This window comes from Sphingomonas sp. PAMC26645, from assembly GCF_004795835.1.
In the GTDB taxonomy this organism is placed as follows: domain Bacteria; phylum Pseudomonadota; class Alphaproteobacteria; order Sphingomonadales; family Sphingomonadaceae; genus Sphingomonas.
Window position 1 is genome coordinate 1973649 of sequence record NZ_CP039249.1, and the last position, 22252, is coordinate 1995900.

The 22252-nt window shown below is 66.2% G+C and carries 18 protein-coding genes, 1 tRNA gene and 1 pseudogene; 10 read left to right on the forward strand and 10 right to left on the reverse strand.

Going from position 1 to position 22252, the window contains the following annotated elements; genetic code table 11:
* The first annotated feature begins 245 nt into the window (after positions 1 to 245).
* Entirely contained in the window at positions 246 to 1913 is a 1668-nt protein-coding gene (locus E5673_RS09370) for an inorganic phosphate transporter (protein WP_136189785.1), read from the forward strand.
* Between the two features lie 221 nt (positions 1914 to 2134).
* Positions 2135 to 3040, forward strand: coding sequence for a hypothetical protein (locus tag E5673_RS09375; RefSeq protein WP_247599642.1), 906 nt, complete (start codon positions 2135 to 2137; stop codon positions 3038 to 3040).
* On the opposite strand, the gene E5673_RS09380 is transcribed toward E5673_RS09375, so the two are convergent.
* The gene (locus E5673_RS09380) at positions 2956 to 4200 is read right to left on the reverse strand and encodes a glycosyltransferase family 4 protein (RefSeq protein WP_136189787.1); all 1245 of its coding nucleotides are present in this window, start codon (positions 4198 to 4200) and stop codon (positions 2956 to 2958) included. The genes E5673_RS09375 and E5673_RS09380 overlap by 85 nt on opposite strands.
* Before the next feature lie 141 nt (positions 4201 to 4341).
* Between E5673_RS09380 and E5673_RS09385 the strand changes: the two genes are divergently transcribed.
* Complete coding sequence (locus E5673_RS09385) at positions 4342 to 6435, forward strand: HAD-IIB family hydrolase (protein WP_136189788.1); 2094 nt, start codon at positions 4342 to 4344, stop codon at positions 6433 to 6435.
* The gene (locus tag E5673_RS09390; RefSeq protein ID WP_136189789.1) at positions 6432 to 7298 is read left to right on the forward strand and encodes a galactosyltransferase-related protein; all 867 of its coding nucleotides are present in this window, start codon (positions 6432 to 6434) and stop codon (positions 7296 to 7298) included. Before E5673_RS09385 ends, E5673_RS09390 begins: the two co-directional genes overlap by 4 nt.
* Positions 7299 to 7351: 53 nt before the next feature.
* On the opposite strand, the gene E5673_RS09395 is transcribed toward E5673_RS09390, so the two are convergent.
* From E5673_RS09395 to E5673_RS09405, 3 genes are read right to left on the reverse strand one after another with little or no spacing between them, the layout of a single operon-like run.
* Positions 7352 to 8458 carry a glycosyltransferase gene (locus tag E5673_RS09395; protein ID WP_136189790.1) on the reverse strand — a complete coding sequence of 369 codons (1107 nt, stop codon included), beginning with the start codon at positions 8456 to 8458 and terminating at the stop codon, positions 7352 to 7354.
* A complete protein-coding gene (locus E5673_RS09400) occupies positions 8455 to 9282 on the reverse strand; it encodes a hypothetical protein (protein ID WP_136189791.1) in 828 nt (275 codons plus the stop codon). The genes E5673_RS09395 and E5673_RS09400 overlap by 4 nt, the downstream gene beginning before the upstream one ends.
* Positions 9283 to 9293: 11 nt before the next feature.
* Positions 9294 to 9560 carry a hypothetical protein gene (locus tag E5673_RS09405; RefSeq protein ID WP_136189792.1) on the reverse strand — a complete coding sequence of 89 codons (267 nt, stop codon included), beginning with the start codon at positions 9558 to 9560 and terminating at the stop codon, positions 9294 to 9296.
* Between E5673_RS09405 and E5673_RS09410 the strand changes: the two genes are divergently transcribed.
* Positions 9534 to 10376 carry an amidohydrolase family protein gene (locus E5673_RS09410; protein WP_136189793.1) on the forward strand — a complete coding sequence of 281 codons (843 nt, stop codon included), beginning with the start codon at positions 9534 to 9536 and terminating at the stop codon, positions 10374 to 10376. The genes E5673_RS09405 and E5673_RS09410 overlap by 27 nt on opposite strands.
* On the opposite strand, the gene E5673_RS09415 is transcribed toward E5673_RS09410, so the two are convergent.
* From E5673_RS09415 to moaA, 6 genes and pseudogenes are all read right to left on the reverse strand, one after another.
* Complete coding sequence (locus E5673_RS09415; protein WP_136189794.1) at positions 10373 to 11809, reverse strand: mannitol dehydrogenase family protein; 1437 nt, start codon at positions 11807 to 11809, stop codon at positions 10373 to 10375. The genes E5673_RS09410 and E5673_RS09415 overlap by 4 nt on opposite strands.
* A pseudogene (locus tag E5673_RS09420) lies at positions 11806 to 12036 on the reverse strand (altronate dehydratase); the annotation flags it as partial. The pseudogene E5673_RS09420 and the gene E5673_RS09415, both read right to left, overlap by 4 nt.
* Positions 12037 to 12411: 375 nt before the next feature.
* Positions 12412 to 12663 carry a hypothetical protein gene (locus E5673_RS09425; protein ID WP_247599643.1) on the reverse strand — a complete coding sequence of 84 codons (252 nt, stop codon included), beginning with the start codon at positions 12661 to 12663 and terminating at the stop codon, positions 12412 to 12414.
* A 320-nt stretch (positions 12664 to 12983) separates the two neighbouring features.
* Positions 12984 to 13058 (reverse strand) — tRNA-Asn (locus tag E5673_RS09430).
* Between the two features lie 88 nt (positions 13059 to 13146).
* Positions 13147 to 13926: an NAD kinase gene (locus E5673_RS09435; protein ID WP_120299014.1), complete on the reverse strand. Its 780-nt coding sequence runs from the start codon at positions 13924 to 13926 to the stop codon at positions 13147 to 13149.
* On the reverse strand, positions 13923 to 14936 hold the full coding sequence (moaA, locus tag E5673_RS09440; protein ID WP_056062863.1) for a GTP 3',8-cyclase MoaA: 1014 nt from the start codon (positions 14934 to 14936) through the stop codon (positions 13923 to 13925). Before moaA ends, E5673_RS09435 begins: the two co-directional genes overlap by 4 nt.
* 124 nt (positions 14937 to 15060) lie before the next feature.
* Here moaA and E5673_RS09445 point away from each other — a divergent pair, with 124 nt between their 5' ends.
* The 5 genes from E5673_RS09445 (at position 15061) to E5673_RS09465 (ending at position 22146) form a co-directional block, all read left to right on the forward strand.
* Positions 15061 to 16734, forward strand: coding sequence for an EAL domain-containing response regulator (locus E5673_RS09445; protein WP_247599644.1), 1674 nt, complete (start codon positions 15061 to 15063; stop codon positions 16732 to 16734).
* An 8-nt stretch (positions 16735 to 16742) separates the two neighbouring features.
* Complete coding sequence (locus E5673_RS09450) at positions 16743 to 17156, forward strand: SgcJ/EcaC family oxidoreductase (protein ID WP_247599645.1); 414 nt, start codon at positions 16743 to 16745, stop codon at positions 17154 to 17156.
* Between the two features lie 29 nt (positions 17157 to 17185).
* Complete coding sequence (locus tag E5673_RS09455) at positions 17186 to 18172, forward strand: DUF2891 domain-containing protein (RefSeq protein ID WP_136189796.1); 987 nt, start codon at positions 17186 to 17188, stop codon at positions 18170 to 18172.
* Between the two features lie 69 nt (positions 18173 to 18241).
* The gene (locus E5673_RS09460; protein WP_247599646.1) at positions 18242 to 20350 is read left to right on the forward strand and encodes a prolyl oligopeptidase family serine peptidase; all 2109 of its coding nucleotides are present in this window, start codon (positions 18242 to 18244) and stop codon (positions 20348 to 20350) included.
* 17 nt (positions 20351 to 20367) lie between these two features.
* Entirely contained in the window at positions 20368 to 22146 is a 1779-nt protein-coding gene (locus E5673_RS09465) for a DUF885 domain-containing protein (RefSeq protein ID WP_136189797.1), read from the forward strand.
* Positions 22147 to 22252: the final 106 nt, after the last annotated feature.

The following is a 22252-nucleotide window of genomic DNA, read 5'->3' on the forward strand; positions in this document are numbered from 1 at the left end:
TGATTAAGGTCGAGGAGGTCGGTTCCGAACATCCTCCCCCGCAGGGGGGAGATGGCGCCGAAGGCGACGGAGGGGGAGGACACGGAACGCACGTTGTCCTCTGCCTCCCCTCCGTCTGGCGAGGGCCAGCCACCTCCCCCTGGCGGGGGAGGATTGTAGGGGGCGACGTCCCAAATAGGGTCGAACGATCGCTTGATTTACATCTGTCATAAGATTGTCATCGTAAGGGCCGACTGCACATTCCTATGGCAACCTCCACATTTGCACCCGATGCGGTGACGGCTGATTCGAGCGCTACCGCTGCGCCGCATACCGGTCCCAAACTCGATCATTCGCTGCATCCGTCCGGGCGCTGGATATTCCTTGCCGTGCTGATCGGCGGGCTTGCCTATGCCGGGTTCAGCATCGCGTTCGACACCGCGCAGGTCGGCGAGAGCCTGGCGGGCGGGGCGTTCGCGTTCCTCGCGCTGGCGCTGCTGATCGCGCTCGGGTTCGAGTTCGTGAACGGGTTCCACGACACCGCCAACGCGGTCGCCACCGTCATCTACACGCACTCGATGCCCGCACCGCTCGCGGTCGTCTGGTCGGGATTCTTCAACTTCCTCGGCGTGATGTTGTCGTCCGGCGCGGTAGCGTATTCGATCGTCACATTGCTGCCGGTCGACCTGATCCTGAACGTCGGCAGCGTCGGCGGGTTCGCGATGATCTTTGCGCTGCTGCTAGCGGCGATCCTGTGGAACCTCGCGACTTGGGCGGTCGGGCTGCCCAATTCGTCGAGCCATGCGCTGATCGGTTCGATCCTCGGCGTCGGCCTTGCCAACCAACTCATCAACGGCGGCGGCGCGGACGGCACGTCGGGCGTCGACATGGTGCAAGTCTGGAAAGTTCTCTCCGCGCTCGCATTCAGCCCGATCGTCGGCTTCGTCGGCGCGCTGTTGCTGCTGCTCGTGATGAAGCGGTTCCTGCGCGACAAGAAGCTGTACGAGGCGCCCGAGGGCCAGACGCCACCGCCGCGCGGCATCCGTGCGCTGCTGATCGGCACCTGCACCGCGGTCAGCTTCGCGCATGGCAGCAATGACGGTCAAAAGGGCATGGGGCTGATCATGCTCATTTTGATCGGCTGCGCGCCGACCGCCTATGCGCTGAACCGGACGATGCCCGAGAGCGCGATGCCGGCGTTCGTGCAAAGCGCGCAGGCGGCATCGGCCGCGTACCGCGCGCATGCCGACGGCGCACCCGCCGACGTGGCGACCTCGCGTGCGCAGGTCACCAAGGCGCTGAAGAGCAAGCATGTCGCCGACCCTGTCATCTATGGCGCGCTGGCGACGTTGTCGGACGACGTGTCGAGCCGGATCGAAAGCTACGGGTCGCTGGGCAAGGTGCCCGCCGCGGCGACGCCGAACCTGCGCAACGACATGTACCTCGTGCTCGATACGACCAAGCTGATCGCCGAGGACAAGTCCGCGCAGAGCCGCTTCACCGCGCGGGAGATCACGACGCTCAAGAGCTATAATAGCGGGCTCGAACAGGGCACGCGGTATATCCCGACCTGGGTGAAGGTGACCGTCGCGCTGGCGCTGGGCCTGGGGACGATGGTCGGATGGAAGCGGATCGTCGTCACGGTGGGTGAGCGGATCGGCAAGACGCATTTGACCTACGGCATGGGCGCGTCGGCCGAACTGGTCGCGGCGGCGACGATCCTGCTGGCGGTGCGATACGGCATGCCGGTGTCGACCACGCATATCCTGTCCTCGGGTGTGGCCGGTGCTAGTGTCGCCAATGGCGCCGGGTTGCAGCGCCGGACCGTGATGAACATGGCGTTGGCCTGGGTAATGACCCTGCCGGTGGCGATGCTGCTGTCGGGCGGGCTGTATTGGCTGCTGCTGACGCTGGCGCATAGTTTCGGGTATTGAGCGGGCGCTTGATCCTCCCCTGTAAGGGGAGGTGGCTGGCTCTTGCCAGACGGAGGGGTGTCGCCCTGAGTTGATCGCGGATACCCCTCCGCCAGTCCCTGCGGGCCTGCCACCTCCCCCGATGGGGGAGGATTTAGATCAGGCGGAACCTGTCCTTGGCGCCGCGGGTTGCCGGAGCCATGCAATTACGATGCTCGATCTGTGGGAACTGGGACTGGCTCGTGCGCGAGGATTGGTTCGAGTGTAGCCACTGCCGCCTGCTTGTTCGCGACGCGAACGAGGTCGGTGCGGTTGCCGACGAGATCGTCGCTCGGTTGGGAAGCGGGCTTGTTGACCTACAGCGCGATCCTGCGGAGCGCTGGATGCTCGACCCAGCCGGTTTGCGGAACGCGGCGTGGCGGTTCGGGTTCGAGGTGGAGCCGGTCGCCGTTGCGCGGGGCGATGTCCGCTTTCCTCCCGATTACCGTCCAGCCCAGGCGCACTCGACCCCCACGACGACTGTGCCGCACGGGATAGGGCTCGGCATCATGGCGCGGCCCGCCGACGCCAGCGACATCGTCGAGATCGCGACACACTATCGCACCGCATTTGCCCGTATCGTCGTCCTGCTCGACGGCACGGCAGACGAGGCAGGCGAAATCGCAGTGCGGGTCCCGTGGATCGAGGTCGCTCACCACCCCCTCGCAAACGATTTCGCCGCACAACGCAACCGCCTCCAGGACGCGATGCAGACCCGCTGGGTGCTGCAGATCGATACCGACGAGCGCCCCGACACCGCTTTGCTCGCCGCGCTCGGCTGGCTGGTCGCGGCGGCGGATCGCGACGGGTTGCGCTCGCTCGGGCTGCCGCGCCGCAACCTTGTCGATGGGGTGCAGTCCGCGTCCTATCCGGACATCCAGTACCGCCTCAACCGTAGCGATATCCGTTTTTCCGGCCGCGTCCACGAGCGTCCGGTCGTACCGTTCGTCGAGAGTTCGCTGGCACTGGCCGGTGCGCTCGAACATCGGCTCGATGGCGAGCGGGTGCGCGAGCGGACGCGAATCTACGAGGCGATGTCGACCGGCGCGGGCAGGCCGGAGGACGAGGCGTTGCTGCTCGCCCCCTTCGATCCGATCGCGGTGCGATAGACCGCGGTCGTCTGCGCGGACAGGGTATCGCGCGTGAACATCCCCGACGCCCGCCGGCTCGCCGCAGCGTAATGCGCACGCAAGGCCGGGTCTTTGATCAGCCGCTGGATCTGCGTGGCGAGGTCGTCGCCGGCGCAGGTCTTGGCCAGCAACCCGGCGCCGCTCTCGCCGATGAACAGTCGTGCGCTCGGGTCCTCGGCGCACGCGACGACCGGTCGGCCGAACATCATCGCTTCCTGGTACACCAGCCCGAAGCTTTCATAGCGCGAGGGTGCGACGATGACGTGCGCCGCGCTCATCAGGTCGTGCAACGTCGGTTCGTCGACCCGGTGATGGCAGCGCAGTCGCGCTCGCGCGGTGGACGGAAGCGCTTTCACATCGTCCGCATGCACGCCAACGATCGTGAGGCGGAAATCGCGCATCCCGGCATCCGCACGCCGGGCAAGGATCCTCAGCGCCATGATGAGCGCATCGAACCCCTTGCGGTGCTCGTCACGTCCGACGAACAGCAGTTCGATCGGCTGGTCCTCGGGGACATCGTCGGGATAGGCTGCGGCCGTTCCTCGGGCCACGATCTCCGGTGGCAGGCTAAGGCCGATGACCGCGTGATGGCCGGCTGGTCCTGGAGCTTCGACGCCGTACAGATGGGCGATCTTCTCGCCGTGGAGCTGCGTGTTCGAGATCAGTGCCTTGCTGAAGCGCGCTGCGATCAGCTCCGCGAGCATCGCCGCGCGCCGATCGAACCGGTCGCGTAGACTCGTAACCGTCTCTGCCGAGGTCGCTGCCGGGGTCGAGTTGCGCGTCACGAGCGGCGCAGGACCGGTGAGCGCGATCGCCAGCCCTGGCGCATACCAGTTGGTCGCCTCGACCACGTCGAACGGCTCGCGTCGGTGCTCGCGAGCGACCGCTCGGCGGAACGCGAACGGCGCAACCAGATGCCCGATCCCCGCAATCTTGCGGAGGCGCGGGGCGAACGATCCCTCGCGCAGACCGCAACCGATGACCGACACCCGGCCGTCGTGGCTGTCTTCGCGACGGTCCATAGTGAAGACACAGACGTCGTTGCCAGACTGTGCCAACGACTGCGCGATCTCACGCGCGGCGCGAGTAAGTCCGCTCTTTTCAGGAGGATAGGCCCAGGTGAGTAGAGCGATCCTCACAGCGATCGATCACCGAGCGAACGAGGCGCCGCAGGGAACGTAATAACCTGCGTCAATACCGGCATGTAAAGTATCATCGGCCCGGAACTCGGCAACCCCGTGAGCGGTTCCTTACGTGAATTGCAGGTGAACGGGGGAAGGGTGTTCGTACTACATATCGCGTTGCAGGGGTGTTTACGCGCAACCGACGTCGAATACGGAATCACCGCGGATACCGGGGGCCATATCCGGTACCTTCTCGATCTCGTCGCTGCCAGCGGCCGCAATCCGGCTATCGACCGGATGGAAATCGTTACCCGTGCATTCCATCATGCGGCTTATGCGGAATGCTATGCCGAGCCGATCGAGACGATCGACGGCACGACGCGTATCGTCCGCCTGCTGACCGCGTCCGATGCGTATCTCGTCAAGGAAGACCTGTGGACCGAGCATGACAGCCTGGTCGAGGCTTTGGTCGCGCATATCGCCACGCTAGATCGCGCGCCCGACGTCATGCACGCGCACTATGCCGATGCCGGACTGATCGCGGCGCGGGTTTGGGCGCGTACCGGCATCCCCTATGTGTTCACCGCACATTCGCTCGGCCGGGTGAAGCTGGCCGCGTTCGATCGTGAGTGTGCGGAAACCGCGGGCCTCGATCGCCGGATCGCGATCGAAGAGGAAGCCATCGCCGGGGCGGCCGCGATCATTGCCTCGTCGCGCGACGAGGCCGAAGTCCAGTATGCAGATTATGATGCATATGACCCCGGCCGCATCCGCGTGTTCGCGCCGGGTAGCGATCTCAAGCAGTTCGCGAACTGTGGCACCGATGCCCGCGTCGATGCGCTGATCAACCGGTTCCTGGACGATCCCGCCAAGCCGGTAATCCTCGCGATTGCTCGCCCGGTGACCAAGAAGAACCTCGCGGCGCTCGTCCATGCTTATGGCCGGTCACCCGCGCTCCAGGCCGCGGCGAACCTCGTGATCCTGGCGGGCACGCGCGACGACAGTGCGACGTTGGAACCCGAGATCCGCGACAACATCGCCGAACTTCTCCAGTTGATCGACCGCTACGACCTGTACGGCAAGATCGCTTATCCCAAGCAGCACCGGCCGGACGATATCGCCGCGGTCTATGCCCATGCCCGCATCCGGCGGGGCGTGTTCGTCAATCCGGCGCTCAATGAACCGTTCGGGCTGACTTTGCTCGAAGCGGCGGCGAGCGGGTTACCCGTGGTCGCGACCGACAGCGGCGGTCCGAACGATATCGTCGAGACCTGCGGCAACGGCATTCTCGTCGATCCGCGTTCACCTAGCGCCATCACCGATGCGATCCAGAAGATACTAGACGATCCGGCGCTGTGGTCGCGCTACTCAGCGGCAGGATCGGTAGCGATCCGCGCCTATGACTGGGACCGGCACGTACAGCTTTATACCGGGTTGCTGGCGGAGGTCGTGAACGCCGCGCCTGCGGTCCCGGATCGGAAGCCGGAATTGTTGCTGGTGTCGGATATTGACGGAACGCTGCTCGGTTGTGCCAAGGACGTCGACGATTTCACCGCGTGGCACGATGCGCAGACCGATGTCACGTTTGCGATCGCAACGGGGCGCAGCTTCCACAGCGCCATGGCGGTGCTTGGGCAGCATGATGCGCCGCGGCCCGAAATCCTGATCACCTCGGTCGGCTCGGAGATCTATTACCGGACGGTGCGCGGGGCGGTGTACGACCGCGATACCGAATGGGACGGGATCATCGCCGCCGGTTGGGACCGCGAGGCGGTTGCCGCGCTGATCGGGCAACATGCCGGCCTGACGCCGCAAAGCCCGCTCGAACAGCGCCGGTTCAAGCTCAGCTATTTCGCCGATGGCGACATGGCGGCGGCCGAGCGGGTGCGCGCGCTGCTGGCGGAACACGGGCATAGCTGCTCGATCATCCAGAGCCATGGCCGCTATCTCGACATCCTGCCACATGCCGCGTCGAAGGGTACGGCGGTCGAGCACGTCCGCCGCCGCCTCGGTCTCGAACCGCGGCAGGTGATCGTCGCGGGCGACAGCGGCAACGACATCGAGATGTTGCGGTCGTCGCGTCATGCGATCATCGTCGGCAATTATTCGGACGGCCTGGGATCGCGGGCGGACCTTGCGCACGGCTATGTCGCGATCGGCCATCATGCGCGCGGCGTGATCGAAGGCGTGGCGTTCTTCCGCGATGCGGCAGCCGGGATAGACGTCGAGGGAATCAGGAAAGCATCGTGACGTCCTCGACGGTCAGCGTGCTGACGCTGGTACGCGGACGTCGCGCGCACCTGGTGAACTTGATCGCCGGCCTCAACGCAGCGACGCGCAAGCCCGACGAACTCGTGATCGCGTACATGCAGGACGCGCCGCACGCCGATCTCCCGCCGACCGACTTTCCGATGCACGCGGTGTTCGTCGAGGGCGACGCGATGCCGCTGGCGGCGGCGCGCAACCGTGCGGCGGCGGCTGCGAGTGGGGATCAGTTGATCTTCCTGGATGTCGATTGCCTCCCTGCGCCGACGTTGGTCGAGCGCTACGCGGCTACGGCGATCGAGCCGGGCGGAATCCGATTGGGCGAGGTCTTGTATTTGCCGTTCGGCGTGCTGGATGCCGGGCTGGACTGGGACGCGCTTGACCGCGCCGGCGTGCGTCACCCGGCCAAGCCGCCGATCGCGTCCGACGCCATCGTGCCGACGCCGAGCCATGGCGAGCTCTGGGGCCTGTCGTTCGCGATCTCCGCGGCGGACTGGGCGCGGGCAGGGGGGATGGACGAGCGCTATGTCGGCTATGGCGGGGAGGAAACCGACTTCGCCGCGCGACTCGAGCGCGCCGTGGTGCCGATGTGGTGGGTCGGCGGCGCGCGGGCGTATCACCAGCATCATGTCGTCCACACGCCTGCGTACCAGCATTTCGACGCGATCATCCGCAATGCGCGGTTGTTTCGCGGCACCTGGGGGCGGTGGTGCATGGACTATTGGCTGGGGCATTTCGCCGAGCGCGGGCTGATCGCCTGGGATGCGGATACGATTACGGTGTTGCGGGGGCCGACCGCAGAAGAGGTGGCCGCGTCGAAAATGCCTCCGGAGGTTTTGTTTAGCTGAGATGCTGCGCAACGTGTCGATCCTCCCCTGGCGGGGGAGGATCGACTAGCGCTCTATTTCGAAGCGGGCGCCCAAAGCGAGACCGCCAGTCCTTCCAGATAGTCCGCGGCGACCTTGGCTGCATCCGCGTCGTACAGGTCCGCGAGCGCGGCAGAATCGAGCGCTTTCGCGGCGTCGAGTATCCCCCGCCACGGTGCCAGCGCCCCCGGCCATGATGGCAGCGCGACCGCGGCGCCAAGCTCGGCAAGACGCTCCGCCTTCCGGGTCTGCTCACCGAAATACCGCCATTCGGGCGCGCAGACATAAGGCCGACCGACGCGTGCGATCTCATGCACGGTGTTGTCGCCGGCCGATGCGATGACGACGTCGGCGGCGGCGATATGGTCGGTGACGCCGGGCACCCAGCCGAGCTCGACGAGATTGCCGAAGTCGGTCTCATGTCCCTCGCGGTGGACCGGCCCGAGCACCAGCCATAGCGCATCCGGCACCGCGCGCGCCGCCATCGTCAGCGGCGCATAGGGCGTGCCCGCACCGCCACCGCCGGTGAGGACGACGATGATTTCCTTGGTCGGATCGAGGCCGAGTTTCGCGCGCGCCTCGGCCTTGGTCGGGACGGGGTCGACGGTGGTGCAAAGGCCGCCTGCGTAACACGTGTTCGCGCGGACCCAGTCCGGCGTGTCCGCCTGTTCGAGCGCCTCGCCGAAGGGTGCGAGCAAGCCGACGCTCGCCTGGTAGGCGCCCAGATGACCGGGATCGAGGCGGTCGCCGTGCATGCGGATGCTGATCGCGGGCACGCTCGCGATCCGGGCGAGCAGCGCGATCTCGGCGGAAACGTCGACCACGAACAGCGCCGGATCGACGTCGTCGAGATGGTCGATGATCGTCCGCATCGTCGCGCGGGTCTTCGCGACGCCGAGCGGAACGCAGTGCATCACCTCGGGCGTCGCCTGCGCGAACAGGCCGGGCGTCGGCACTGGCGCGCCGATCATGTCGGGCAGCGCGGCGATCGTGATCGGTCGCTCGAACCCGTCGAACAGCGACGGCTTGGCGGTCAGGATCGTCACCGCGCGCTCGGCCGGCAGTTCGCGGATGATCGCCATCGCGCGGTTGGCGTGGCCGCGACCCTGGTGATGGATGAAGAACGTGATCGGCTTGGTCATGCCGAACGTTGTACCGATCCGGCCTCCGAAGGCGACTGATATCGATCAGCATAGTTCGCGCTCAGTCCGAATGCCGCCTCGACCTCGGGATCGAGCCACGCGGTGATGTGTTCGGCATCAGCAGGCGCGAGTTCGGGATAAGCCGTCGGAACGTAGGGCGCATAGCCTTGTCCCTTGTAGCTGGTGATCGGCACATATTCTTCGCGCCGCGGGATCCCGGTCGCCTCGGACAACGCCTCGACGAACGCCGACGGAGCGCGCGCGAACGCATCATAGCCGAGCAACGCGACGTTGTGCGTCCGGTTGGTCAACGACGCCCAGTGGCGAAGCTTCGCGGTGCGCTTGGCGATGCAATTGGCGAAGCGTTCGCCGGTTTCCGGATCGCGCTCGTGCAGCATCTCGTCGCCCTGCATCGGATGCCCCGGCTCGATGGGACCGAAATGATCGTCCCAATAGCTATGCCACTGGCTGCGGATGAACACGTCGAACGGCTCCGCCTTCAGGTCCGGATGCGCGTGCCACGGCTGGCGGTGGAGGCTACGGGTCCAGTCGAACGCGTCGCGCGCGACGACCAGCACCAGCGTATCCTTCACGAACAACGTCTGCGGCGGCACGAACCAGTGCTTGAAGCCAAAATCCTCGGTGATCGTCACGCTCGGCATGTTCGCCTCGATCGCGCGGGTGACGAGGTTGGTGCCGCTGCATCGCTGGCCATAAACCTGGACTCGCGTGATCGGCACGTCGCCGCGTTTCAGTATCCGCAGGCCCTCCAAAGGCTGGAGCCAGTTCAAGGGTTTAACGTGCGGTTTGGCGGGCGGCGACATGGAGAATGCCGCTAGCGCCGACTGGTGTCCGGTACAACCATCGCGCCGGGAAACGCGTCGATGTTGGTGTTGGTATTTAAGAAACGGAGATCATCCGGACGGTGCGCGGCAACGGCTGTATCTTCATGCCGGTGGTCGTCGCGAAATAGCGTTCGGTCAAAGCGACACGTCGATCCGATTGCTGCGCTGGCGTGCACGCGGTACGTTCTTCGGATGCAGACACAGCCGACCAGCCAGGCGCGGATCGCCGCGTGACTCGTATCGACGCGCACCAGCATTTCTGGTCCTATTCGCCGTCTGCATTCGACTGGATCGATACTGACAGCGTGCTCGCTCGGGACTTTTCGCCCGCCGATCTGATGCCATTGTTGGACGGCACCGCGATCGACGGCTGCATCGCGGTGCAGGCGCGACAGACGAAGGCTGAGACCGACTGGCTGCTGGAGCTCGCGGCTGCGCATCCGCGGATCATGGGCGTGGTCGGCTGGATCGACCTGCGGGCCGACAACATTGCGCAGCGGCTGGAGACCTGGTCGGGATCGTCCAAGCTGGTTGGGTTTCGGCATATCGTCCAGGACGAGCCGGACGACGATTTCCTGCTGACATCGGACTTCGTGCGCGGGGTCCGGGCGACGGTCGAGCGCGGTTTCAGCTACGACATTCTCGTCAAACCTCGTCAGGCGATCCATGTCCGTCGCTTCTGCGATCTGGTCGCGGCGGGGCGTTCGCCGACGCCGCGGCTGATCCTCGATCATGGTGCGAAGCCCGACATCGCGCATGGTGGCTGGCAGCCTTGGGCGGACGCGATCGCCGACATGGCGCAGGTGCCGTCGCTTTATTGCAAGATATCCGGGCTCGTCACGGAGGCGGATCACGCGACCTGGACGGCAGAGCAGATCGCGCGGTATCTCGATCACCTGCTTGCGTGCTTCGGGCCTGACCGCCTGATCTTCGGCTCCGATTGGCCGGTCTGCCGCCTTGCCGCCGAGTATCGCCAGGTCGTCGACCTGATCGACGGGTTCGTCGCGCGCGCCTGCCCGGAGGCGCGCGACGCGATCTTCGGCGGCAATGCTCGGGCGGCCTATGGGGTCTAGAGGTTCACGCCCGACCAGTCGCCGCGGCTGATCCGTTCTGCCGCATCGGCGATCGCGGACCGGGCGGCTGCGTCGTCGCGGAGTTCGGGGGGGAAGCCCAGTCCGGCATCGATCAGGCGCGCGACGACCTTGGCGGGCGTTCCGTCGCGTGCCGCAGCGGCAAGGCGATCGCCGGCTGGATCGACGATCGGGGTGTTGTCGCGGGTGCGCTGCATCAGGAAGACGACCCACGCGCCGAGCGCGGTGACGACGCCCTGGGGCATGCGACCCGCGCGGCGGTTTGCGACGAGTGTATCGCCCAGCCGGTAGGGCAGCTTCTGCGATCCGTCCTGCGCGATCTGGTCGAGCCGGTGGACGATCACCGGGTTGCGGAACCGCTGGAGCACGGCGGCGCGGTAGGCATCCAGGTCGAGGCCGGGGGTGTGGGCTAGCATCGGGATGATGTCGTCGCGGATCATCGCATCGACGAACCTGGCGAGCGCCGCGTCGTTCATCGCGTCCGCCACGCTCGCTGCGCCGCGTAGCAGGCCGACATAGGCAAGCGTCGAATGCGCCCCGTTGAGAATCCGCAGCTTCGCCTTCTCGTAGCTGGCGACGTCGGTCGTGATCGTGGCGCCGACCGACGCGAGATCGGGGCCGAGCGGCGTGCCGATGTCCTCGATCACCCACTGCACGAAGGATTCACGCTGGACGGCGGCAAGGTCTTCGAGCCCGATCGCTTCGGCGACGTCGTCGTACAGAGCAACGTCGGACGCCGGCGTGATCGAATCGACCATCGTCGACGGGACGCGTACCTCACCGGCGATCCAGTCTGCCAGATCCGTATCGCCCATGCGCGCGAAGGCAATCAGGGCTGCGTGGAGCTTAGCGCCATTGTTGGCGAGATTGTCGCACGGCATCGGCACGAACGGCGCGACGCCCGCCTTCCGCCGTGCGGCAAGACTCGAGACCAGCCATCCGACCAGGCTGCGTGGCGTGTCAGTCCCAGCAAGGTCATGGACGATATCGGGGTGCGACAGGTCGAGCGTGCCGTTGGCGGCGAGGCAATAGCCCTTTTCGGTCACGGTCGAGGTCACCAGGCGTACCGCGGGATCGGCGAGCAGTGCGTGCGTTTCGGCCGCGTCGTCGGGCCCGAGGAACCGGCGATGCGCGCCGATTACACGGTTCGACGATTCGGCGTCGCGGATCGCGAGCGTGTAGAGCCCGTCCTGCTCGGCGAGCGCGGCGACCGTCCGCTTGCTGCGCATCGAGACTGCGGCGATGCCCCAGCGCGGGTCATCACCCAACAGCGCGTCGATATACGCCGCCTGATGCGCGCGGTGGAATGCCCCCGGCCCGAAATGAACGATGCCGATCGAGGGGAGGGGGCGGCCTCGCGGGCTCTCGATCGTCGCTGCAAGCTGGTCGAGCGTCGCATGGGTCAGTCGTGTCAAAGCGTTACTCCACGTTTCCAGATCGCGATCTCGCGTTCGCCATTGCGCTCGGCGGCGGTCTCGCGGCCCGATGCGATCGCGGCGATGCAGTCGAGCAGCGCCGTTTCGGCCGAGGCGAACCCCTGGTCGAGCACCTGCCCGGCGTCGAAATCGATCCAGCCCGGCTTGCGCTGTGCAAGGTCGGTGTTCGACGCGATCTTGATCGTCGGTACGGGAAAGCCGAGCGGGTGTCGCGGCAGGTTGCGCGGAATAGCCTGAGACAGGGTGAGCACGGTGTCGCCGGTATTGATCCGGTCGCCGACATCGCCATCGCGCAGCAGGGTCACGACGCTGTCGCCTGCGCGGACTATCACTGCATCGACCATTCCGAACCCTCCGCCCCGTTTTTCACGTGCGGGACCGCATAGTATCAAATCGGCGCGCGACGCACGAATAAAGCTATCGGGGAGCATCATCGGATTGAGCAGGAAGCGCGGTAAGTCCGGAACGATTATTGGTAGTTCAGCGCATTTCGGGCACGAGCGATGCTCAAGCGCCCGTTTCGACGTGGCTTCCGCCAAGCCCAAGTCGATTGGACCGGTGCATGACACCGGTCCAACAGATTAGTTGCTGTCGGAATCGTCGCCATCGTCGATCGCGAGATACAGACCACCACCGACCGCAACGGCGGCAAGAGCGATGATGATGAAACCACCGTCGGCGACCTTGGACTTCTTGACGGTCGGCGTACCGGCGCGTGCCGACTTGATCGTCGAGAGGCTGGATGCTGGGTTGGCCGAGGCCGCATTCGCTGCAACCGGTGCGGCTACCAGCATGAGGCCAGCCAATGCCGTGGCAAGTGACTTAATAAACATGAAATCTCCACTGTTTGAGTAAGACTTCATCCTAAACCACAAAGTATCTTAACATGAAATAAGTTTCATGAACTAAAGAATGTTCGTCAGACCTAAGTGTCGGTAGAAGCTACGAATTTGCGCGAATACCCGCCAAATCCCGCCCATCGCGAACGCGTCCCGCCCGGGATCTGTTTTGAGCTTGGACTTTTAGGCACCTGGGGGGAGCGGCAGGTCAGACGTCGTCGCAAGAACGACTGCAACTGGCTGAACACATTTTCAAAGGGGGTTCCGGCATACCGGCATCTCGCGAATAAGCGAGGACTTGTCCGGCTGGAAAATGGCTCCCTGAGTAGGATTCGAACCTACGGCCACTCGATTAACAGTCGAGAGCTCTACCGCTGAGCTATCAGGGAACGTTGCCGGAGGCGGCTCTATAAACGGCCGGTCGGACGATGCAAGCGGGTTTCGCCGCAAAAATGCAAAGTCGGCGATAAACCGCGTTCAGGCGACGAACTGTTCCATGGTGATGCGGTCGTCGAGCGCGTGCTCGGGATCGAACAGCAGCGTGAGTTCGCGAGCGCGGTCCATGCAGATGTCGACCTGCGCGACGTCACGGATCTCGCGCTGGTCGGCGACCGCGGAGACGGGGCGCTTGCCGGGGTCGAGCACGCGAATGCGGATACGTGCCTTGTCGGGCAGGATGGCGCCACGCCAGCGGCGTGGGCGGAACGGGCTGATGGGGGTCAGTGCGACCATGCCCGAGCCGAGCGGCAGGATCGGGCCGTGCGCGGAAAGGTTGTAGGCGGTTGAGCCGGCCGGTGTCGCGACGAGGATGCCGTCGCAGGCGAGTTCGGCGAGGACGACGCGGTCGTTCACCGTCACCTCGAGATTGGCGGTCTGGCGGGTCTCGCGCAGGAACGAGACTTCGTTGATCGCGGGCAGCGTGTGCGTCCGGCCATCGACGCCGATCGCGGTCATGCTGAGCGGTATGACCTTGAACGGCTTCGCGCGCTCCAGCCGGTCGGTGAGGCCGTGGTGGCGCCATTCGTTCATCAGGAACCCGACCGTGCCAAGGTTCATGCCGAACACGGGCACGGGCGGCTTGCGGCGCTCCAGCATCGTGTGCAGCGTCTGCAGCATGAACCCGTCGCCGCCGAGTGCGATGATGACGTCCGCGTCCTCGACCGGCACCCACTCGCCCATGTCGGCGAGTTCCGCTTCGGCGGCACGAGCAGGCGGGGTATTAGACGCGACCAGCGCCCGCCGCTCGTACAGGCTCATCCGCCGGTGACGCTCATGTGGCGTGCGACCGCGGGGCCTTCACCTTGGCCGATGCGGAAGTCATGAGCCTTGGGCTTGGCGAACAGGCCAGCGTCGATCGCTTCGTCGAGGCCGGCGGTCCCGCCTTCGCGCAGAGCCGCCTTCAGGTCGACCTGATCGTCATGGCCCAGGCACATGTACAGCTTGCCCTCGGTGGTCAGGCGCACCCGGTTGCAGCCTTCGCAGAAATTGGCGGTCAGCGGCGAGATCAGGCCGAGACGCGTGCGCGTGCCGTCGACGTTCCAGTAGCGCGCGGGGCCGCCGGTCTTGTGCGCGTCGCGGGCGAGCGTGAACTGCTGGCCGAGGTCGTCGAACACCTTGGTCAACGGCAGAAAGCGGTCGGTACGGTCCTCGTCGATCGCGCCGAGCGGCATCGTCTCGATCAGCGACAGGTCGAAGCCCTCGTCGCGACACCAGGCGAGCATCGGTGCGATCTCGTCCTCGTTGAAGCCCTTCAGCGCGACCATGTTGATCTTGATCGCGAGCCCCGCGTCGCGCGCGGCGTAGATGCCGCCGATGACCTGTGACACGTCGCCATGGCGGGTGATGTAGCGGAAGCGCTCGGGATCGCGGCTGTCCATGCTGACGTTGACGCGGCGAATGCCGGCATCGACCATCGCCTCGGCATGCTGCGCGAGGCGCGTGCCGTTGGTGGTCATCGTCAGCTCTTCGAGGCCCGATCCGATGTTGTGACCCAAGCGCTGTACCAGTTCGGCAACGTCCCGGCGCACGAGCGGCTCGCCACCCGACAGACGTATCTTCGTCACGCCGCGCGCGATGAAACGCTCGGCGATGATCGCGATCTCTTCGAGGCTCAGCAGCTTGCTGCGCGGTAGGAACGTCATCTTTTCGGACATGCAGTACCGGCAGCGCAGGTCGCAGCGATCGGTCACCGAAATCCGCAGATACTTGATCGTGCGACCATGCGTATCGCGCAGCGGCTTTTGCTCGAGGGTGGGCGCGATCGTCATCTCCTCCGAGCTAAGACCTGACTGTCCCACTAACAAGGCCGGATCGGCTGGTATTGGATTGGCGCGCGGCGATACGGCGGCTAGGCTCGCACCGATCGAGCGAGGTGCGACGGATATGGAAGACATGCAGATCGCAACGACGCTGTTCGCGGTATCGTTCCGTCAACGTGATGAGATCGCGGAGATTTTGGCAAGCGCAGGGGCCGGTGCGGGGTGGCAGGCGGCGGTCGTGGGCGATGCCGAAGGGTTGGAAAGCCGGTTCTTGGTAAGCGGTGCTGCGGTCGCGTTGATTGATGCGCGCGGTGCGCTCGACGACGGACTTTCGGCGACGCGCAGGCTGGGCGGGTTGGTCGCCACCAACGGTGCGGCGTTGCTGGTGCTGGTATCGCGCGGCGATGTCGAGGCGATCGGCGAGTTCTTCGATGCGGGCGCGACGCAATTCCTGGCTAGTCCGGCGAGCGAAGGCGAACTCGTCCAGGCGCTGCGGTTCGCGGGGCGCCATGCCGCACGCGCATCCGGTGGCGCGATCGATCGACGCGGCATACCCGGCGCATCGCACTATGACAGGGAGACCGGCGAAGCGCGGCGCTGGATCGTCAGCCGTATCGCCGAGGAGCGGCCGGTGGCGGTGGTGCTGGTCGCGCTGTCGCGCCTCGACATCGTCAATGCGGCGCATGGCCGCCCCGCGGTGGATGGCCTGATCGAAGCGGCCGTGTTGCGCGCGGAGACGGTCGCGCGCCAGGCGATCGGCGTGGATGCGATGGTCGCGCGGCTCGGCGGGTCGGAGTTCGTGCTGGTGATCGAGGCGGCCGGGGACGCGGTGACGGCGGCGATCACCGCGTTGGACGCGGCGCTCGCGCGACCGTTCGCGGTGGCCGATACGCGCGCGGTGCTCGGATGTCGCTTCGGCGTGGCGCAGCGCCAGCCGGGCGACGATGCGGCGGCGTTGCTGCGCCGCGCGAGCGAGGCGCTGGCAGAGGCAAAGGCGAGCGACGGATCGGTGCTGCACGTCGCGCTGCCCGACGGGGTCGCGCCGATCGACGCGCTGGCGATCGACCTGCACCATGCGATCGAGCGCGACGAGATCGATCTGCGCTGGCAGCCTCAGGTCGAGATCGCGAGCGGCAAGATCACGGGGGTCGAGGCCTTGGCGCGCTGGAACCACCGGGCGCTCGGGCCGCTCGGGGCGGACACGCTGTTCGATGCCGCAGACCGCGCCGACCTGGGCATCGCGTTGTCGGACCATATCCAGCGACTAGTGCTGGCGCGTGCGGTCGCCTGGCCGGAGTTGTTGGGAACGTTGCGCGTGTCGCTGAACCTGACGGCGGCGGATATCACCCGGCCGGGGTTTGCCGCGCTGTTCCTGGCGCGGATCGACGAGAGTGGCTTCCCCCGCGGGCGCCTGACGGTCGAGATTACCGAGACTGGGTTGATCGAAGACCTCGCAGCGGCATCGGCGTTGTTGGCGGAACTGCGCGGGGCAGGGTGCCGGGTGGCGATCGACGATTTCGGGACGGGGTATTCGAGCCTCGCCTATCTGAAGTCGCTGCCGCTCGATTACGTCAAGATCGACAAGTCGCTGGTGCGGGACATCGACGGCAGCGCGCGCGACCGCGTGGTGGTCGCCGGCGCGATCACGATGGCGCGTTCGCTGGGGCTCGCGGTGATCGCCGAGGGGGTCGAGCGACCGTCGCAGCTCGAACTGCTCGCCGCGGGTGGATGCAGCCTGTATCAGGGGTTCCTGCTGTCGGAGCCGGTCGGCGAGGCGGCGTTGCTCGAACTGATGGCGAGAGAATGATGCGACCCATGATGCTACCCTTCGCGATCGTCGCGATCGCAGCGCCCGCGATCGCGCAGACGCCCGCCAAAATCGCGATCCGCAAGGGCATGGAAGCGAGCGCGGCGGGCTGGAACGCGGGCGATCTCGCGCGGTTCATGGACATTTATGCGGACGACGCGGTGTTCGTGACGCCGAAGGGACTGCTTCGCGGCAAACCGGCGATTGCGGACAAATACCGGTCCAGCTTCAGCGGCGCGGGCAATGCGCGCGGCAAGCTGTCATTCGCGTTCCTGGAGATGCGCGGTCTGGATCCGGCGCATGCGATGCTGTTCGCACGGTGGACGCTGACCGGGGCGTCGACCAGCGAATCGGGCATGACGACTTTGGTGTTCGAACGGCGTGGCGGCGCGTGGAAGATCATTTCGGACCACAGCAGCTGAATGTCCGACGAACGATGTGGGAGGACACGATGACAGAGCGGCTCGACCACGCGACCGCGGCGCGATTTGCCGGGCTGACGCTCGGGCATCTGACCCGCGAATGGCCGTACAAGCTCGACCAGGTGCTCGACGGGCCCGGTGACCTGGCGCTGCCGAAGACGCTGCATCCGGTGTTTCACGGCAGTTTCGACTGGCATAGCTGCGTGCATGGCTGGTGGCAGGTGATGCGCCTCGCGCGCCTGTATCCAGGCATGGTGGAGGCCGCCGCGGTCGAGGCGCTGGCCGACCGGATGCTGGTGCCCGCGCTGATAGCGGGAGAGGTGGCGTATCTCGATCGGCCGGGCACCGGCGGGTTCGAGCGGCCCTATGGCTGGGGATGGCTGCTGGCGCTGCATGACGAGTTGGCGCGGCGTCCCGATCGGCCTTGGGCGGCGGCGATCGAGCCATTGGCACGCGCGTTTGCGGCGCGGTTTGCAGCGTATCTGCCGAAGCTGATCTACCCGGTGCGGAGCGGGAAGCATGACTGCACCGCGTTCGCTCTCGTCCACGCGCTGCGTTGGGCACGGACGCATGACGAGTCGCTCGCCGCACTGATCGAGGCGCGCGCGCGGGACTGGTATGGCGACGACCGCGACTGTCGGCCGTTCGAGCCTAGCGGAGAGGATTTCCTGTCGGCGACGCTGTGCGAGGCGGCGTTGATGAAGGACGTGCTCGGGGCGGAGTTCGCGCCGTGGCTGGCGGCGTTCCTGCCCGAGCCGTTCGGTCCGGCAACCGCGTCCCTGCGCTCCCCCGCGATCGTCAGCGATCGGTCCGACGGCCGCCTCGCGCATCTCGACGGGGTCAACCTGTCGCGCGCGTGGTGTTGGCGGACGATCGCCGACGCGCTGCCCGATCCTGCCGCCGCGCGCGAGATCGCCGACGCACACCTGGCAGAGGCACTGCCGCATCTCGCGGACGATTACATGGGTGAGCATTGGCTGGCGACGTTCGCGCTGCTCGCGCTGGAGGCTGAATGATCTGAAGAGAAGGGGCTGGCGTAGCGGACTGCGCTGCCTACAGTCGCATCACTGAACGATAAGAGAGTGATGATGCAAAGACGCCTGCCGTTCCTGGCCTTGCTGGCCCTTTCCACGACCGCGTTGGCGCAGACACCGGCCCCCGCTACCGATCCGAATGCGTATCTCGAGGACATCCACGGCACGCGTGCGCTCGATACGGTGAAGCGGTGGAACACGCAGTCGCTCGCCGCGCTCGAAGCCAAGCCGGGCTATGCGCGCTACCGCCAGCGCGCACTCGACCTGTTGCAGGCGGACCGCCAGATCGCGACGCCCGACCAGATCCTTGGCGATCAGGTGCTGAACCTGTGGCAGGACAAGACGAACGTGCGCGGCCTGTGGCGGGTCGCGTCGCTGGCGTCGTTCACCAGCGGCAAGCCGGTGTGGCAGACGCTGATCGACGTCGACGCGCTCGGCAAGACGGAGGGCAAGAGCTGGGTGTGGAAAGGCGCGACGTGCCGCTCGCCGTCCTACGATCGCTGCATGGTCGCGCTGTCGAACGGCGGCGGCGATGCGGTCGAGGAGCGCGAGTTCGACATCCCCACGGGCAAGTTCGTCGCGGACGGTTTCGTTTTGCCGAGCTTCAAGACAGGGCTGAACTGGGCCGGGCCGGACGCGCTGTACGTGGCGACCGATTTCGGCGCCGGCAGCCTTACGAAATCAGGCTATCCGCGCACCGTGAAGCGGTGGCAACGCGGCACGTCGCTCGCGGCCTCGGCTACCGTGACGAGCGCGACGGCGGACGATGTCGGGATCGAGACCAACGTCTTCACCGATGGCGACCGGCGCTATCCGCTGGTGTCGCGCAACGTCGATTTCTTCCATTCGAAGCGCAGTCATATCGCCGAGAATGGCCGGCTGGTGCCGTCGCCGTTGCCAGACGATGCCGAGATCAACGCCGTCCTCGATGGCCGGTTGATCGCGACGCTGGCGTCCGACTGGAAGGGGATTCCGAGCGGGTCGGTCGTGGCGTACAGCGTCCCCGACGTGCTGGCGGGACGCACGCCGACGATCGAACGCGTGCTGGTGCCGACCGCGACGCAGGCGGTGGAGCAGGTCGATTCGAGCAAGTCGGTGCTGTGGGTGAAGATGCTCGACGACGTCTCTGGCCGGCTCGTGTCGCTGACGCGCGGTGCGGATGGCATCTGGACGCAAGGCGTCGCGACGCTGCCGACCGCATCGACGATCCACCTCGAGGCGACCGCGGGCAAGGACGACGTCGCCTTCGCGGTGGTCGAAAGCTTCCTCAGCCCGCCCGCGCTCTATGCCGTCCGCCCAAATGCCAAGCCGGTCACCGTCGACACGCTGCCAGCGCGGTTCGATGCCTCCGCAATGCAGGTCGAACAGCGGTTCGCGACGTCGAAGGATGGTACGAAGATCCCCTATTTCCTCGTGCGCAAGAAGGGCGCGACGGGCCCGATGCCTGCGCTCGTCCACGCCTATGGCGGGTTCCGCAATGCGCAGACACCGACCTATCTCGTCGACCAGCCCTATCGCTCGGGCCCGGCCGGGCTGTTCTGGGTCGAGGAGGGCAACGCGTTCGTGCTCGCCAACATCCGTGGCGGTGGCGAATACGGGCCGCGCTGGCACCAGATGCCGCTGCGCGAGAACCGGCAAAAGGCGTATGACGATCTCCACGCGGTCGGTGACGATCTTGTCCGGACCGGCGTGAGTGCCAAGCGGAAGATCGCCGTGTCGGGGCGGTCGAACGGCGGCCTGCTGGTCGGCGTCGCGATGGAGCAGCGTCCTGATCTCTACGGCGCGATCGTGATGGGATCGCCGTTGCTCGATATGCAGCGTTACTCGCATCTGTCGGCAGGCGCATCGTGGATCGGCGAATATGGCGACCCGGACAAGCCCGCGGACTGGGCGTTCATCTCGAAATATTCGCCCTATCAGAACCTGAAGCGCGGCGTGCAATACCCGACGCCGTTCATCTACACCTCGACCGAGGACGACCGCGTCCACCCCGGCCACGCGCGCAAATTCGCCGCGCGGCTGGAAGCGTATCGCGATCCGTTCTTCTATTACGAGAACCCCGAAGGCGGCCACGCGGCGGGCGCCGACAAGATCGAGGACGCCAAGCGCGCCGCGCTCGTCACCGTCTATCTGAACGCGCAACTCGCGCCACAACGCTGATCGTCAGGAATTCCAAGATGCGTAATTTCCGTCTGTTGCTCAACGCCGCGATGCTTGCGCTGCCCGTTTCGTCTATCCCCGCGCCCGTCCTTGCCGCGCAAGCCGAGACGAGCGCGTTCGCGTCGCTCTCGAAGCGCTACGTCGATGGCCTGGCGCGCCTCAATCCGTCGTCGGCGACATCGCTCGGCGATCACCGCTTCGACACGCAGATCACCGACATGTCCGCCGCAGGGCGTGCCAAGCGTGAGGCGTTCTCGAAGGCGATGCTCGCCGATCTCCAGCGGATCGACCGCAAAGCCCTGTCGCGCGAGGAGCAGGTCGACGCGGCGCTGCTCGACAATGCGCTGCGCTACGACATCTGGGATACCGAGACGCTCGGCGGCTGGGCGTGGGACCCGCAGGTCTATAACGACATCGCCGGCAGTTCGCTCTACTCGCTCGCCGCGCGGGACTTCGCGCCGTGGCCACAGCGCCTGAACGCGGCGACCGCGCGGATGGCGGCGCTCCCTGCATTGCTGGCCCAGGCACGCGCGAACATCGTGCCCGCCCGCGTACCGTCGATCTACGCGACGACCGTGGCGAAGCAGAACAGCGGCATCGTCGACATCGCCGAGAGCATGCTCGCCCCGCACAAGAGCGAATTGTCCGCAGCGGACGCCAAGCGGTTCGATGCGGCGCTCGTGACACTGAAGGCGGCGGTCGCCGAGCACCAGGTCTGGCTCGACAAGACGCTCGTGCCCGGCGCGAAGGGCGACTTTCGGCTGGGGGCAGCGCTCTACGACAAGAAGCTTGGCTTCGCGCTGCAATCCGACCTCACCCGGGCCGAGATCAAGCGCCGCGCGCAGGCTGCGATCGTCGACACGCGCGCGCAGATGTACGCGATCGCGCGCCAGATCTTCGGCGCCAAGAAGGGCGCGCTGCTGCTTCCCGACAAGCCGTCCGAAGCGCAGCAGCAGGCCGCGATTCAGCTCGCGCTCGAACTCACCTACGCCAAGCGCCCCGCCCGCGACGGCATGATCGACGCCTCGACCAAGGCGCTGGCACAGGCGACCGCCTTCGTCCGTGAGAAGGGACTGGTCGGCATGCCCGACAGCCCGGTGAAGATCATCACGATGCCCAAGTTCCAGCAGGGCGTCGCGGTCGCCTACTGCGATTCCCCCGGCCCGCTGGAGAAGAACCTCGGCACGTTCTTCGCCGTCTCGCCGATCCCCGACGACTGGACCGAGGCGCAGGCAACCTCGTTCCTCAGCGAATATAACGACTACATGATCCACGACCTCGCGGTGCACGAGGCGATGCCGGGGCATTACCTCCAGCTCGCGCACGCCAACGCGACTCAGTCGACGCTGCGCGCGGTGCTCGGTTCGGGACCGTTCGTCGAGGGCTGGGCGGTGTACGCCGAGGGCATGATGGCGGACGAGGGCTATCTGAACGGCGATCCGCTGTTCAAGCTCACCGTGCTCAAGATGCGGCTGCGCTCGATCTCGAACTCGCTGCTCGACATCGGCATCCACACCGAGGGCATGACGCGCGACCAGGCGATGCAGCTGATGACGCACACCGCGTTCCAGCAGGAGCGCGAGGCGGCGGGCAAATGGGTCCGCGCTTCGCTCGGCTCGACGCAGTTGCTGAGCTATTTCACCGGCTATTCGGAGCATATGGCACTGCGGGAAGAGGCCAAGAAGCGGCAGGGCGCGGCGTTCGATCTCAAGCGCTACAACGACTCGTTGCTCGCCCATGGTTCGCCGCCAGTGCGCTACGTCCGCGAACTGCTGTTCGACCTGCCGATCGGATGATGGCAGGCGGGTGCGCGTAAGGCATATCCCTGGTCGATCCGTTCATCGGTACGGGCGGCGAGGGGCATGTCTTGCCCGGCGCTGTACGCCGTTCGGAGGCACCGCG

Bases quoted from the DNA above. Each gene is read 5' to 3' on its own strand.
- E5673_RS09370 (WP_136189785.1), top strand. From the start codon at position 246: ATGGCAACCTCCACATTTGCACCCGATGCGGTGACGGCTGATTCGAGC.
- E5673_RS09395 (WP_136189790.1), bottom strand. From the start codon at position 8,458: ATGACCAAGCCGATCACGTTCTTCATCCATCACCAGGGTCGCGGCCAC.
- E5673_RS09400 (WP_136189791.1), bottom strand. From the start codon at position 9,282: ATGTCGCCGCCCGCCAAACCGCACGTTAAACCCTTGAACTGGCTCCAG.
- E5673_RS09405 (WP_136189792.1), bottom strand. From the start codon at position 9,560: ATGCTGGTGCGCGTCGATACGAGTCACGCGGCGATCCGCGCCTGGCTG.
- E5673_RS09425 (WP_247599643.1), bottom strand. From the start codon at position 12,663: ATGTTTATTAAGTCACTTGCCACGGCATTGGCTGGCCTCATGCTGGTA.
- E5673_RS09435 (WP_120299014.1), bottom strand. From the start codon at position 13,926: ATGAGCCTGTACGAGCGGCGGGCGCTGGTCGCGTCTAATACCCCGCCT.
- moaA (WP_056062863.1), bottom strand. From the start codon at position 14,936: ATGACGATCGCGCCCACCCTCGAGCAAAAGCCGCTGCGCGATACGCAT.
- E5673_RS09445 (WP_247599644.1), top strand. From the start codon at position 15,061: ATGCAGATCGCAACGACGCTGTTCGCGGTATCGTTCCGTCAACGTGAT.
- E5673_RS09450 (WP_247599645.1), top strand. From the start codon at position 16,743: ATGATGCTACCCTTCGCGATCGTCGCGATCGCAGCGCCCGCGATCGCG.
- E5673_RS09455 (WP_136189796.1), top strand. From the start codon at position 17,186: ATGACAGAGCGGCTCGACCACGCGACCGCGGCGCGATTTGCCGGGCTG.
- E5673_RS09460 (WP_247599646.1), top strand. From the start codon at position 18,242: ATGATGCAAAGACGCCTGCCGTTCCTGGCCTTGCTGGCCCTTTCCACG.
- E5673_RS09465 (WP_136189797.1), top strand. From the start codon at position 20,368: ATGCGTAATTTCCGTCTGTTGCTCAACGCCGCGATGCTTGCGCTGCCC.